Origin of the sequence: Blastococcus sp. VKM Ac-2987, assembly GCF_026967805.1 — a bacterium.
Lineage (GTDB): Bacteria > Actinomycetota > Actinomycetes > Mycobacteriales > Geodermatophilaceae > Blastococcus.
Map to the genome: position 1 here is coordinate 1477594 of NZ_JAPVBG010000001.1, position 13338 is coordinate 1490931.

The 13338-nt window shown below is 73.9% G+C and carries 11 protein-coding genes and 1 tRNA gene; 8 read left to right on the forward strand and 4 right to left on the reverse strand.

The window, feature by feature from the left end; genetic code table 11:
* Positions 1-37: 37 nt before the first annotated feature.
* Genes O2W17_RS07380 through O2W17_RS07390 form a run of 3 tightly spaced genes read left to right on the forward strand, consistent with a single transcriptional unit; the run spans position 38 to position 4551 of the window.
* Positions 38-1030 (forward strand): ArsA-related P-loop ATPase, encoded by a 993-nt coding sequence (locus O2W17_RS07380; RefSeq protein WP_269191753.1) that lies wholly within the window; start codon positions 38-40, stop codon positions 1028-1030.
* Positions 1030-2247, forward strand: a complete 1218-nt coding sequence (locus O2W17_RS07385) for an ArsA family ATPase (protein ID WP_269191754.1) — start codon at positions 1030-1032, stop codon at positions 2245-2247. The genes O2W17_RS07380 and O2W17_RS07385 overlap by 1 nt, the downstream gene beginning before the upstream one ends.
* Before the next feature lie 42 nt (positions 2248-2289).
* Complete coding sequence (locus O2W17_RS07390) at positions 2290-4551, forward strand: transglycosylase domain-containing protein (protein WP_269191755.1); 2262 nt, start codon at positions 2290-2292, stop codon at positions 4549-4551.
* A 21-nt stretch (positions 4552-4572) separates the two neighbouring features.
* On the opposite strand, the gene O2W17_RS07395 is transcribed toward O2W17_RS07390, so the two are convergent.
* Entirely contained in the window at positions 4573-5025 is a 453-nt protein-coding gene (locus O2W17_RS07395; protein ID WP_269191756.1) for a GatB/YqeY domain-containing protein, read from the reverse strand.
* A gap of 52 nt (positions 5026-5077) precedes the next feature.
* On the opposite strand from O2W17_RS07395, the gene O2W17_RS07400 reads away from it, so the two are divergent.
* The 5 genes from O2W17_RS07400 to O2W17_RS07420 all read left to right on the forward strand — a co-directional run bounded on the left by O2W17_RS07400 (position 5078) and on the right by O2W17_RS07420 (position 10471).
* Positions 5078-5989 (forward strand): metallophosphoesterase, encoded by a 912-nt coding sequence (locus O2W17_RS07400; protein WP_269191757.1) that lies wholly within the window; start codon positions 5078-5080, stop codon positions 5987-5989.
* Between the two features lie 59 nt (positions 5990-6048).
* A tRNA-Pro gene (locus tag O2W17_RS07405) sits at positions 6049-6122 on the forward strand.
* 92 nt (positions 6123-6214) lie between these two features.
* The gene (locus O2W17_RS07410; RefSeq protein WP_269191758.1) at positions 6215-7564 is read left to right on the forward strand and encodes a hemolysin family protein; all 1350 of its coding nucleotides are present in this window, start codon (positions 6215-6217) and stop codon (positions 7562-7564) included.
* A complete protein-coding gene (locus tag O2W17_RS07415) occupies positions 7561-8670 on the forward strand; it encodes a hemolysin family protein (RefSeq protein WP_269191759.1) in 1110 nt (369 codons plus the stop codon). The genes O2W17_RS07410 and O2W17_RS07415 overlap by 4 nt, the downstream gene beginning before the upstream one ends.
* 4 nt (positions 8671-8674) lie before the next feature.
* Positions 8675-10471, forward strand: a complete 1797-nt coding sequence (locus O2W17_RS07420; protein WP_269191760.1) for a S9 family peptidase — start codon at positions 8675-8677, stop codon at positions 10469-10471.
* 18 nt (positions 10472-10489) lie between these two features.
* Here O2W17_RS07420 and O2W17_RS07425 read toward each other — a convergent pair whose 3' ends face one another.
* From O2W17_RS07425 to O2W17_RS07435, 3 genes are read right to left on the reverse strand one after another with little or no spacing between them, the layout of a single operon-like run.
* Complete coding sequence (locus tag O2W17_RS07425; RefSeq protein ID WP_269191761.1) at positions 10490-10981, reverse strand: hypothetical protein; 492 nt, start codon at positions 10979-10981, stop codon at positions 10490-10492.
* Between the two features lie 5 nt (positions 10982-10986).
* Positions 10987-12042: an aspartate-semialdehyde dehydrogenase gene (locus O2W17_RS07430; protein WP_269191762.1), complete on the reverse strand. Its 1056-nt coding sequence runs from the start codon at positions 12040-12042 to the stop codon at positions 10987-10989.
* The gene (locus tag O2W17_RS07435) at positions 12039-13304 is read right to left on the reverse strand and encodes an aspartate kinase (protein ID WP_269191763.1); all 1266 of its coding nucleotides are present in this window, start codon (positions 13302-13304) and stop codon (positions 12039-12041) included. The genes O2W17_RS07430 and O2W17_RS07435 overlap by 4 nt, the downstream gene beginning before the upstream one ends.
* Between the last annotated feature and the right edge of the window lie 34 nt (positions 13305-13338).

Consider the following 13338-nt stretch of genomic DNA (forward strand, 5'->3'; position numbering starts at 1 on the left):
CCGGGCCGACCTGGTGCCCAGCTCCTACGCTGGGGCCGTGCCCCCCGAACTGTCACCCGCGCGCCTGCACGTGGTCACCGGCAAGGGAGGGACGGGCAAGACCACCGTCGCCGCCGCCCTGGCACTGGCCCTGGCCGCCGACGGGCACTCCGTGCTGCTGGTGGAGACCGAGGGCCGGCAGGGCATCGCCCAGCTGTTCGACACCGCACCGCTGCCCTACGAGGAGCGCCGGATCGCCGTCGCGCGCGGCGGCGGCGAGCTCAAGGCGCTGGCCATCGACGTCGAGGAGGCCCTCCTCGACTACCTCGACATGTTCTACAACCTCCGTCGCGCCGGCCGGGCGCTGCGCAAGATGGGCGCCATCGACTTCGCCACCGCGATCGCCCCCGGCCTCCGCGACGTGCTGATCACCGGCAAGATCAAGGAGGCGGTGACCCGGCGCAAGGACGGCCGGCACGTGTACGACGCGGTGGTCGTCGACGCGCCGCCCACCGGGCGGATCACCCGGTTCCTCGGCGTCACCGGGGAGATGTCCCAGCTGGCCCGGTCGGGCCCGATCAAGACCCAGAGCGACGGCGTCATGGCGGTGCTGCGCTCCCCGCAGACGGCGGTCCACGTGGTCACCATCCTGGAGGACATGCCCGTGCAGGAGACCGCCGACGCCATCGCCGAGCTGCAGGCCGCCGGGCTGCCGATCGGCTCGGTCGTGGTCAACATGGCCGCCGAGCCGGTGCTGCCACCCGAGGCCCTCGCCCGGGCGGCCGCCGGCGAGCTGACCGGCGCGGACCTCTCCCCCGCCCTCGCCACCGCGCAGCTCCCGGGCGGGCCGGAGGTCGCCGACGCCCTGGCCGCCGAGGTGGTGGAGCACGCCCGCCGCTGGGTCTCGCAGGACGCGCTGCGCCACCAGGTCACCGCGCTGGATCGCCCCACCGTGGAGCTGCCGCTGCTGCCCGGCCCGGTGGACCTCGGCTGCCTGTTCGAGCTGGCCGGCCGGCTCGAGGAGCACCTGGGCGCGGAGGTGACCCTCTGATGGCCGCCGACACGAGCACGGAGCCGCGCACCCGCGGCGCGCGGCCGGCGCCGGCGATGGACCTCGACGCCCTCATCGCCGACCGGCAGACCCGCATCATCGTCTGCTGCGGCGCCGGCGGGGTGGGCAAGACGACGACGTCCGCGGCGCTCGCGCTGGCCGCGGCCGAGGCCGGGCGCACCGTCGTCGTGCTCACGATCGACCCGGCCCGGCGGCTCGCGCAGTCGCTCGGTCTGGTCGAGCTGGACAACGAGCCCCGGCGGGTCGAGGTCCCGGGGGCACCGGGCGAGCTGCACGCCATGATGCTGGACATGAAGCGGACGTTCGACGACATCGTCGCCGCCCACTCCACCCCCGAACGGGCCCAGGCGATCCTGGACAACCCCTTCTACCAGGCGCTCTCCTCCTCCTTCGCCGGCACGCAGGAGTACATGGCGATGGAGAAGCTGGGCCAGCTGCGCGCCAGCGAGCAGTGGGACCTGGTCATCGTCGACACCCCGCCGTCGCGCTCCGCGCTGGACTTCCTCGACGCCCCCAACCGCATGGGCCGCTTCCTCGACGGCACGATGATCCGGCTGCTCATGGCGCCGAGCCGGGCCGGCTTCAAGTTCGCCAGCGCCGGCTTCCTGCTGTTCAGCCGGATCGTCAGCAAGATCCTGGGCGGCCAGCTGCTCCGCGACATCTCCGCGTTCGTCGCCGCGCTGGACACCATGTTCGGCGGCTTCCGCGAGCGGGCGACCGCGACCTACGAGCTGCTCCGCCGGCCGGGCACCTGGTTCGTGGTGGTCGCCGCCCCCGAGCCGGACGCGCTGCGGGAGGCGTCCTACTTCGTCGACCGGCTCTCCGCCGAGGGCATGCCGCTGGCCGGGCTGGTGCTCAACCGCACCCACCCGCCGGCGACGACGTCGCTCTCGGCCACCCGCGCGGAGGGCGCCGCGGAGACCGTCGCCGAGAGCGGCGGGGAGACGGCCGCGCTCGCTGCGGCGGCGCTGCGGGTGCACGCCGAGCGCATGCAGCAGGCGGGCCGGGAGCAGCACCTGGCGGACCGGTTCAGCAGCGCCCACCCCGACGTCGCGGTGCGGACCGTCCCGGCTGCGGCCGGGGACGTCCACGACCTGGAGGGACTGCAGGTGATGGCCGAGGCGCTCACCGGCGCCGACGGCGACACGCCGACGGGCACGCCGAGGACACGCGTCCTCCCCGCGCGCCGCGGCTGAGCGCCACTCCGGGACGGCACCGGCCGACGTACCCTGGCCGCGATGTCGGAGAACGCGCGCGTCCGGACCCGTCTGCTCGCCAAGCTCGCCGCGACGATCGTCGTCGCCGGCGCGCTCGTGGCAGGTCTCATGCTGCCCTGGATCGGGGGACCGGGCCTGGCGGCACGCAACTCCGTGTCGCTGCTCGACGCGCTCCCGGTGGAGCTGACCGACAAGACGCCCGCCGGCGTCACCCGGGTGCTGGCCGCCGACGGCTCGCTGATCACGAACTTCTACGAGAACAACCGCACCCCGGTGACGTCGGACCAGATCTCCGAGGTCATGAAGCAGGCGCTGGTCGACATCGAGGACTCCCGCTTCTACGACCACAACGGCCTCGACGTCCAGGGCACCGTGCGCGCGCTCATGAAGAACCTCGCCGCCGGGTCCGTGCAGGAGGGCGGCTCGACGCTCACCCAGCAGCTGGTCAAGCAGACCCTGCTGCAGACGGCCACCACCCCGGAGGACCGGGAGGCCGCTGACGCGGAGACCGTGGGCCGCAAGCTGCGCGAGGCCCGCCTGGCGCTCGCCCTGGAGGACACCTACTCCAAGGACGAGATCCTGACCCGGTACCTGAACCTGGTCTACTTCGGCCAGGGCGCCTACGGCATCCAGGCCGCCGCGCAGCGCTACTTCAGCGTGAACGCCGCCGACCTCACGCTCCCGCAGGCGGCCATGCTCGCCGGGCTGGTGCAGAGCCCGTTCTACGACGAGCCGATCAACAACCCGGAGAACGCCCAGATCCGGCGCAACCAGGTGCTGCAGCGCATGTTCGACCTGGGCCACATCACCGAGCAGGAGCTGGCCGACATCTCGCCCCAGCCGGTGCAGGTGGCGCCCGGGCAGGCGCCGGCCAACGGCTGCATCGACGCGTCCATCGGCGGGTTCTTCTGCGCCTTCGCCCAGGACTACCTGATCGGCACGCTGGGCCTGACCCAGGCGGACCTGACCAAGGGCGGGCTCACCATCCAGACCACCCTGCGCCCGGAGATGCAGCGCGCCGGGGACCAGTCCGTGCTGAACACCGTCCCCATGGGCGCCGACACCGTCGGGGTCTACGACGTGATCGAGCCCGGCACCGGGCACGTGTTCGCGATGAGCGTCAACCGCCGCTACGGCTGCGGCGAGCCCGAGTGCGAGTCGGTCAACTTCGCGACCGTCGCGACCAAGGGCTCCGGCTCGACGTTCAAGACCTTCGTCGCCGCCGCCGCCATGGAGAAGGGCCTGCCGGCGAGCCACACGATCACGACGAGCAACCCCTACACCTCGCGGCTCTACAAGAGCTACGACCCCGAGACCCAGCGCATCGAGCCGTACTCGATCCCGAACGTGGGCAACTCGTACCCGGCCACGCTGACCATGACGCAGGCGCTGTACATGTCCTCCAACACCTACTTCCTGGCGCTGGAGGACGCGCTCGGCGCCATCGAGCCGGCCGTCGAGATGGCGCAGCGGCTGGGCATGACCTTCGACAACCCGGTCACCCAGACCCCGGCCCAGACGATCATCGACGAGAACCGCCCGTCCTTCGCCTACGGCACCGACGGCGTCAGCCCGCTGGACCTGGCGAACGCCTACGCGACGATCGCCGCGGGCGGTGTGCGGTGCACCCCGACGCCCATCCTGTCGATCACCACGCCGACCGGGGAGCCGTTCACCGGCGAGGACGGCGAGCCGGTGGTCAAGGAGAACACCTGCGAGCAGGTGCTCGAGCCGGGCATCGCGGACACGTTGAACCAGATGATGATCAAGGACGTCCAGCCGGGCAACCGGCTGCAGACCGGCGCGCGGGCCCACATCCCGGGGCACGAGATCGCCGGCAAGACCGGCACGGTGAACCGGAACGACTCGGTCGCCTTCGTGGGCTCCACCCCCGAGTACACCGCCAGCGTCATGGTGTTCCGCCCGCGGGACACGCAGAGCGTCGGCGGCTTCGGTGGCGGCAAGCCGGCCGGCATCTGGCACGACGCGATGGAGCCGATCCTCACCAACCAGCCGACGGCCCCGTTCCCCCCGGCGGACCCGCAGTACGCCGGCCGCGGCGTCGACGCCGCGCCCTCCGGCCCCGTCGTCCGGAACGACTGGAACCGCCGCAACCGGACCGGGACGACGACGCAGCGCGCCACCCCGCCGCCGGCCGCGCCGGCTCCCCCGGCTCCGGAGGCGCCGGCCCCGGAGCCGCCGCCCGCGGTGGAGCCGCCGCCCGCCGAGCCGCCGGCCGTGGAGCCGCCGGTCGCCCCGGCAACTCCCCCGCCCGCGAACTAGCGGACCAGCGGCGGTGCGCCGTCAGCCGAGCTGGCGGCGCACCTCGGCGGCGACGCGGGAGCCCTCGGCCCGGCCGGCCACGATCCCGTTGGCCGCGCCCATGACCCTGCCCATGTCCTTCATGCCGGAGGCGCCGGTGCGGGTGATGACGTCGGCGACGATCGCGGTCAGGTCGGCGTCCGCCAGCTGCGCCGGCAGGTAGCCGGCCAGCACCTCGCCCTCGGCCCGCTCGCGCGCGGCCTGCTCGGCGCGGCCGGCCGAGCCGAACGCCTCGGCGGCCTCGCGGCGCTTCTTGGCCTCCCGGCGCAGCACCGCCTGCACCTCGTCGTCGCCGAGCTCGCGGGCCTCCTTGCCGGACACCTCCTCCGCGCTGACGGCGGCGAGCACCATGCGCAGCGTGGCGGTGCGCAGCTCGTCACGGGCCTTCATGGCGGTGGTCAGGTCGGCGCGCAGCTGTTCCTTGAGGTCGGGCACGGTGTCCAGCCTGGCATGACGCCGTCCCGGCCCGCGCCCGTAGGCTCGGCGGGTGCGCTGGTACACCGCCCTCCCCACCGCCGCCACGGCCTCCGCTGCGGCGGGAACCGCCTACGCGAGCCTCTACGAACGCACCCGCTGGACGCTGCGCCGGTTCGACGTCCCGGTCCTGGCACCCGGCTCCGCGCCGCTGACGATCCTCCAGCTGTCGGACCTGCACATGACCGCCGGGCAGCGGAGCAAGCAGGAGTGGGTCGCCGGCCTGGCCGCGCTCGAACCCGACCTGGTCATCAACACCGGGGACAACCTCGCCGGCTTCGACGCCGTGCCGCCCACCCTGCGCGCCCTCGACCCGCTGATGGACCGGCCCGGCGCCTTCGTGCTGGCCAGCAACGACTACTTCGCGCCCCGGCCGAAGAACCCGCTCAAGTACTTCAAGCGGGACCACAAGCGGGTGCACGGGAACGAGCTGCCCTGGCGCGACCTGCGCGACGGCATGCGCGACCGGGGCTGGCTGGACCTCACCAACGGCACGGGCGAGCTGACGCTCGGCGGACGGCGGATCGTCTTCGCCGGCGTCGACGACTCGCACCTGAAGCGGGACCGCTACGACCTGGTCGCCGGCCCGGCGGACCCCGCGGCCGACGTCCGGATCGGGCTGGCGCACTCCCCCGAGCCGCGGGTGCTCGACCGGTTCGCCGCCGACGGCTACGACCTGCTGCTGTGCGGCCACACCCACGGCGGGCAGCTGCGGGTGCCCTTCTACGGGGCGCTGGTCACCAACTGCGGGATCGACCGCGACCGGGTGCGCTGGCTGCACCGCTGGGCGGAGCCGACGCCGGCGCACCCGGCCGGCACCTGGCTGCACGTGTCGGCCGGCCTCGGCACCAGCCCCTACGCCCCCGTGCGCTTCGCCTGCCCGCCCGAGGCCACGCTGCTGACCCTCACCGCGCGCCCGGCCTGAGCGCCGGTCCCCCGCCGCCGAGCGGTCCGGCGTCTAGCGCTAGACTCGACGACGCACCTCGGGGTGTGGCGCAGCTTGGTAGCGCGCGTCGTTCGGGACGACGAGGCCGCAGGTTCAAATCCTGTCACCCCGACCCTCAGCTCAGGGGCCGCCGGAAGGCGGCCCCTGAGTCGTTCCCGCCACGTTCCGGTTGGACGGTCGCCCCCGCGGGCACCGGGAGCCGCGATGATCGAATGGCTGCTCCTCCTCGCCGCCGTGCTCCTGACGGCGCTCACCGGCTTCTTCGTCGCAGCCGAGTTCTCCCTCACCACCGTGGACCGCGGGCGCGCCGAGGAGGCCGCCGCCGGTGACCGCCGCGGGCGCGGCGTCGTCCGCGCGCTGCGGACGCTGTCCACCCAGCTGTCGGCCGCGCAGCTGGGCATCACGCTCACCACGCTGCTGGTCGGCTACCTGGCCGAGCCGGCGATCGGCCAGCTGCTCCGCGGGCCGCTGGAGTCCGCCGGGCTGACCGGCGCGTCGACCACCGCGGTGTCGGTCGGCCTGGCCATCGCGCTGGCGACCACGCTGCAGATGCTGCTGGGCGAGCTGGGACCGAAGAACCTGGCGATCGCCAACCCGCTGTCCGTGGCCGGCTTCGTCGCTCCGGGCATGCGCGCGTTCACCGTCGTCACCGGGCCGCTCCTGCACGCGCTGCAGCGGGTGTCGAACGCCATCGTCCGGCGGCTGGGGTTCGAGCCGCGGGAGGAGCTGGAGACCGCCCGGGACGCCGACGAGCTGGCCGCCGTCGCCCGCCGCTCGGCGGCCGAGGGCGACCTCTCCCCCGTCGCGGCGCGGCTGCTGGAGCGGTCCCTCCAGCTCGGCGGCAAGTTCGCCACCGACGTGATGACGCCCCGGACGCAGCTGTGGACGCTGCGGGCCAGCGCCACCGCCGCCGACGTCATCTCGGCCGCGGTGCACTCCGGCAACTCGCGCTTCCCGGTCTACGGCTCCGACCTCGACGAGGTGACCGGCGTGGTGCACGTCAAGCACGCCGTCGCGGTGCCGGAGGCCGAGCGCGCCCACCGCACCGCCGGCGAGCTCGCCGTCCCGGTGCTCGCCGTCCCCTCCTCGATGCACCTCGAGCGGCTGCTGGACCTGCTGCGCGACCAGGGGCTCCAGCTGGCCCTCGTCGTCGACGAGTGGGGCGCCACGCACGGGGTGGTGACGCTGGAGGACATCGTGGAGGAGCTCGTCGGGGAGATCACCGACGAGACCGACCGCCCGCTGCGCACGCTGCGCCGCGTCGACGACGACACCTGGCTGCTGTCGGGGCTGCTGCGCCCCGACGAGGTGCTGGAGCGGACCGGCATCGCCGTGCCCGAGGGTCGCTACGAGACCCTGGCCGGGTTCCTCACCGACGAGCTGCAGCGGCTGCCCGAGGAGGGCGACTGCGTGACCGTGGACGGCGTGGCGCTGCGGGTGGAGACGCTGGAGGGGCGCCGGGTGGCGCGGGTGCGGGCCGAGCCGGCCGACCCACCGGAGCCCGACGTCGGCGGCGCCACGGCGTCCCGGGTCCGCGCGGAGGTGCCGGCATGACCGTCGTCAGCCTGTTGATCCTCGTCGTCCTGCTGCTCGGCAACGCCTTCTTCGTCGCCGCCGAGTTCGCGCTGGTGTCCACCCGCGCCGACCAGATCGAGCCGCGCGCGGCGGCCGGTTCGGCCCGCGCGGTGAAGACCCTCGCCGCCATGCGCAACGTGTCGCAGATGATGGCCGGCGCCCAGCTGGGCATCACGCTGTGCTCGCTGGGTCTGGGCGCGGTCGGGGAGCCTGCGGTGGCGCACCTGATCGAGGTCCCGCTGGAGGCCGCCGGCATCCCCGAGGGGCTGCTGCACCCGATCGCCCTGGTGATCGCGCTGTCGATCGTGACCGTCCTGCACATGGTCATCGGCGAGATGGTGCCGAAGAACATCACCATCGCCGGACCCGACCGGGCCGCGCTGGTCCTGGGGCCCCCGCTGGCGGTCATGGTCCGGCTGCTCAAGCCGTTCATCTGGTTCTTCAACACGATCGCGAACGCGTTCGTGCGGCTCTTCGGCGTCCAGCCCACCGACGAGGTCGCCGCCAGCTTCGACTCGGCGGAGATCCGCTCGATGGTCACCCAGTCCCAGCGGGAGGGGCACCTGGGCACGGAGATGGGCGAGCTGGCCGCCGGCGCGCTCACCTTCGAGCACACCGACCTCTCCTCGGTGGTGCTGTCGCTGGACCGGCTGGTCACCGTCCCCCGCAGCACCACGCCGCGGGAGCTCGAGGACGTCGTCGCCGAGCACGGCTTCAGCCGGTACCCGGTCCGCGGTGCCGACGGCGAGCTGGTCGGCTTCGTGCACGTGAAGGACGTGCTCGACGTGCCGGGCGAGCGCCGCGACGACCCGATGCCCGACCGCGACGTGCTGCCCTTCGTGGAGCTGCGGGCCGACGAGGCGCTGCCGGAGGTGCTGGCCGCCATGCGTAAGGCCGGCGCGCACCTCGGGCGGGTGGTCGACGGCGGCCGCACCACCGGCGTCGTGGCGCTGGAGGACGTGCTGGAGAAGCTGATCGGCGACGTCCGCGACGCCGCCGCCGAGCGCCGCCGGGTCGAGGAGCGGCAGGCGGCGGAGCCCGACGGGGCCGCCCCGCTGGCGGGTGCGGGCGCCGGGGGAAGATGAGCCGGTGACGTCCGATCCCAGCACCGTCCCTGCACTCTCCCCCGAGGTCACCGCCCGCTGGCAGGCACGGTTCCGCGCTCCCCGCGTCTCGCTCCCGGACTGGGCCGAGGAGGCCCCGCACCGCAACCTCTACTCCTCCGACGTCAGCGGCGTGGTCGAGCAGTACGCCTGGGACCGGGAGACCGGCACCCACCGGCAGGTGACCGACCGGCCCAACGGCACGCTGATCGCCACGCTCAGCCCCGACGGCGGGACGATCTGGTGGTTCGCCGACGACGACGGCGACGAGTTCGGCGTGTGGATGACCCAGCCGTTCGAGGGTGGCGAGGACGCGGTCGCGGTCCCCGAGGTGGGCCCGGCCTACCCGGCGGGGCTGGAGATCGGGCGGTCGCTGGTCGCCATCGGCCGCAGCACCGACGACGGCAGCGAGCTGTGGGTGGCGCCCACCGGCGGCACGCCGCGGGTGGTCTACCGGCACCCCGACCCGGCGTCGGTGGACGCGCTCACCCGCGACGACGACCTGCTGGTCATCTCCCACTCCGAGCACGGCGACCCGCGCTACCCCGCGCTGCGCGTGCTGCGGACGGCTGACGACGCCGTGGTCGCGGAGAAGTGGGACGGCGAGGGCCGGGGGCTGCACGCCCTGGAGTTCGCCCCGCTGCCCGGCGACCGGCGGCTGCTGGTCGGGCACGAGCGGCGCGGCCGCGAGGAGCTGCTGCTGTGGGACGTCGTCGCCGGCACCGAGACCGAGATCGTGCTCGACCTGCCCGGTGACGTGACGGCCGGCTGGTACCCGGACGGCTCCGCGCTGCTGGTCGGGCACGACCACGCCGCCCGCAGCGAGCTGTACCGCTACGACCTGGGCTCCGGTGCGCTGGAGAAGCTGGAGACGCCGCCGGGCGTCGTCCGCGGGGCCACCGCCCGCCCCGACGGCACGGTGGAGCTCGCCTGGTCGAACTCGGCGCGACCGCCGGTCATCCGCCGGGCCGACGGGCCGGTCGTGCTGTCGGTGAGCGACGAGGAGCCCCCGGCGGCCTACCCGGTGGAGGACCGCTGGGTCCCCGGGCCGGGCGGCGACGTGCACGCGCTGCTGGTGCGCCCCGCCGGGCCGGGTCCGCACGCCACCGCGTTCCTGGTGCACGGCGGCCCCGAGGCCGCCGACGACGACTCCTACCGCGCCCGCCGGGCCGCCTACGTGGACGCCGGGTACGCCGTCGTGCACGTCAACTACCGCGGCTCCACCGGGTACGGCTCGAACTGGCGCGACGCCCTCACCGGCCGCCCGGGGCTGACCGAGCTCGAGGACATCGGCGCGGTCTACGACGCGCTGGTCGCCGAGGGCGTCGTCGACCCGCAGCGGGTGCTGCTGACCGGTGGCTCGTGGGGCGGCTTCCTCACGCTGCTCGGCCTGGGCACGCAGCCGGAGCGCTGGGCGGCGGGGATCGCCGAGGTGCCGGTGGCTGACTACCTGGCCGCCTACGAGGACGAGATGGAGGGCCTGCGGGCCTACGACCGCGCGCTGTTCGGCGGGTCACCCGAGGAGGTGCACGACGTGTACGTGCGGTCCTCGCCGCTGACCTACGTCGACGCGGTGGCCGCACCGGTGCTGGTGGTGGCCGGGGCGAACGACCCGCGCTGCCCGATCCGGCAGATCGACAACTACCTGGGCCGGCTCGAGGAGCTGGGCAAGGAGCACGAGGTGTACCGGTTCGACGCCGGGCACGGCTCGCTGGTCATCGAGGAGACCATCCGGCAGGTGGAGGTCGCGCTGGCCTTCGCGCTGCGGCACGTGCGGCCCTGACCGTCCCGGCCGGCGCGGCTACCGGTCGCGCCGGCCGGCCACGCGGGGAGGACGCGGTTCCAGCAGCGCCCGGCGGGCGCTCTCCCTGCGCCGGCGCGACGCCCGCTGGATCGCGCGGCGGCCCCCGTACGGGTCGTCCGGCGAGAACGCCGACCACACCAGGTGGGCGTCCGGCGGCTCGGGCGCCTGCTCGTCCGCACCCATCCGCTCGTGCAGCGCCGCGAGCACCCGGCCGGCGAGGCCGTCGTCGTCCAGCAGGACGGCGAGGTCCTGCGGGTCGCGGCCCTCCGCGGCCAGGGCCTCGGCCAGCCAGCCGAGCACCCCGGGGCCGAAGGCGCGCCGGATCCCGTCGTCGAGCACCGCGTGCGCCGCGTCGACCCGGGCGCCGCCCTCCAGGGCCAGCTCGACCTCGACCCAGCCCCGCAGCGTGTACCGGTCGGGGCCGGGCCACGGCCGCGGCTCCGGTGGGAAGCCTGGCCCGTCGTCGTCGTCGAAGGCGTCGTCGGGCACGGACGTCAGCGGCAGCGGGCGGCGATCAGCTCGGCGATCTGGACGGTGTTGAGGGCGGCGCCCTTGCGCAGGTTGTCGTTGCTGACGAACAGCGCGAGACCGCGGCGGTCGTCGACACCCGGGTCCTGCCGGATGCGGCCGACGTAGCTCGGGTCGCGGCCGGCCGCCAGCAGCGGGTTGGGCACGTCGGAGAGCTCCACCCCGGGCGCCGCGGACAGCAGCTCGGTGGCCCGCTCGACCGTCAGCGGCCGGGCGAACTCGACGTTGAGCGACAGCGAGTGCCCGGTGAAGACCGGCACGCGCACGCAGGTGCCGGAGACCCGCAGCTCCGGGATGCCGAGAATCTTGCGACTCTCGTTGCGGAGCTTCTGCTCCTCGTCGGTCTCGAACGTGCCGTCGTCGACGACCGAGCCGGCCATCGGCAGCACGTTGAACGCGATCGGCCGCACGTACTTCTGCGGCTCGGGGAAGGAGACGGCCGACCCGTCGTGGGCCAGCTCGGCGGCCTTGTCGACGACGGCCTTGACCTGGCCGTCGAGCTCGTCGACGCCGGCCAGCCCGCTGCCCGACACCGCCTGGTAGGTGCTGGCGACGATGCGGACCAGCTGCGCCTCGTCGTGCAGGGGCTTGAGCACCGGCATCGCGGCCATCGTGGTGCAGTTCGGGTTGGCGATGATGCCCGTGCGGATCTCGGCCAGGGCGTGCGGGTTGACCTCGCTCACGATCAGCGGGACGTCGGGGTCGCGCCGCCAGGCGGAGCTGTTGTCGATGACCGTGACCCCGGCCGCGGCGAACCGGGGCGCCTGCGCGCGGGAGGTCGTCGCGCCCGCGGAGAAGATCGCGATGTCCAGGCCGGCGGGGTCGGCGGTAGCGGCGTCCTCGACGGTGATCTCGCCGTCGGCCCACGGCAGGGTGCTGCCGGCCGAGCGGGCGGAGGCGAAGTAGCGCAGCTCGGCGAGCGGGAAGTCCCGCTCGGCCAGCAGCCGCCGGACGACCGCGCCCACCTGGCCGGTCGCCCCGACGATGCCGACCCGCAGGCCGTCGCTGGGAAAGGTGCTCATCGTCCCGTCCCTCCGTAGACGACGGCCTCGACGTCGGAGCCGAGGTCGAACGCGTCGTGCACCGCGCGGACGGCGATGTCGACGTCGGTGTCGCGGCAGACCACGGAGATGCGGATCTCCGAGGTGCTGATCAGCTCCAGGTTCACGCCGGCGTCGGCGAGCGCGCCGAAGAACTTGGCGGAGACTCCGGGGTGCGAGCGCATGCCGGCGCCGACGAGGCTGACCTTGCCGATGTGCTGGTCGAAGCTGACGTCGGTGTAGCCGACGGTGTGCTTCACCCGCTCCAGGGCGGCGAGGGCCGCGGGGCCGTCGCTCTTGGGCAGCGTGAAGGAGATGTCGGCGAGCTTGCTCGTCTCGGCCGACACGTTCTGCACGATCATGTCGATGTTGATCTCGGCGTCGGCGAGGACCCGGAACAGCTGGGCGGCCTCACCCGGCCGGTCGGGCACCCCGAAGACGGTGATCTTGCCCTCGGAGCGGTCGTGCGCGACGCCCGTGATGATCGCCTGTTCCACCGGGAGGTCCTCCATCGAGCCGGCCACGATCGTGCCGGGGAGCTGTGAGTAGGAGCTGCGGACGTGCACGGGGATGCCGTAGCGCCGGGCGTACTCGACGCAGCGCAGCATGAGCACCTTGGCCCCCGACGCGGCGAGCTCGAGCATCTCCTCGTAGGTGATGGTGTCGAGCCGCTTGGCGTTGGGGACGATGCGCGGGTCGGCGGTGAAGACGCCGTCGACATCGGTGTAGATCTCGCAGACGTCGGCGTTCAGCGCGGCCGCCACGGCGACAGCGGTGGTGTCGGAGCCGCCGCGGCCCAGCGTGGTGATGTCCTTGGTGTCCTGGCTGACGCCCTGGAAGCCGGCGACGATGACGACCGAGCCCTCGTCGAGCGCCGAGCGCAGCCGGCCCGGGGTGACGTCGATGATCCGGGCCTTGCCGTGGCTGCCGGTGGTGATGACGCCGGCCTGCGACCCGGTGAACGACCGCGCCTCGTACCCGTGCTGGGAGATGGCGATGGCCAGCAGCGCCATGGAGATCCGCTCGCCCGCGGTGAGCAGCATGTCGAGCTCGCGACCGGGCGGGTCGTCGGTGATCTGGCTCGCCATGTCGAGCAGTTCGTCGGTGGTGTCGCCCATCGCGGAGACGACCACGACGACGTCGTCGCCGTTCTTCTTCGCGGCGACGATCCGCTCGGCGACACGCTTCATGTGCTCTGCGGAGGCGACGGAGGAACCGCCGTACTTCTGGACGACGAGGGCCACGGGTCCACAGGCTACCGACGATGTGCGCGGGACC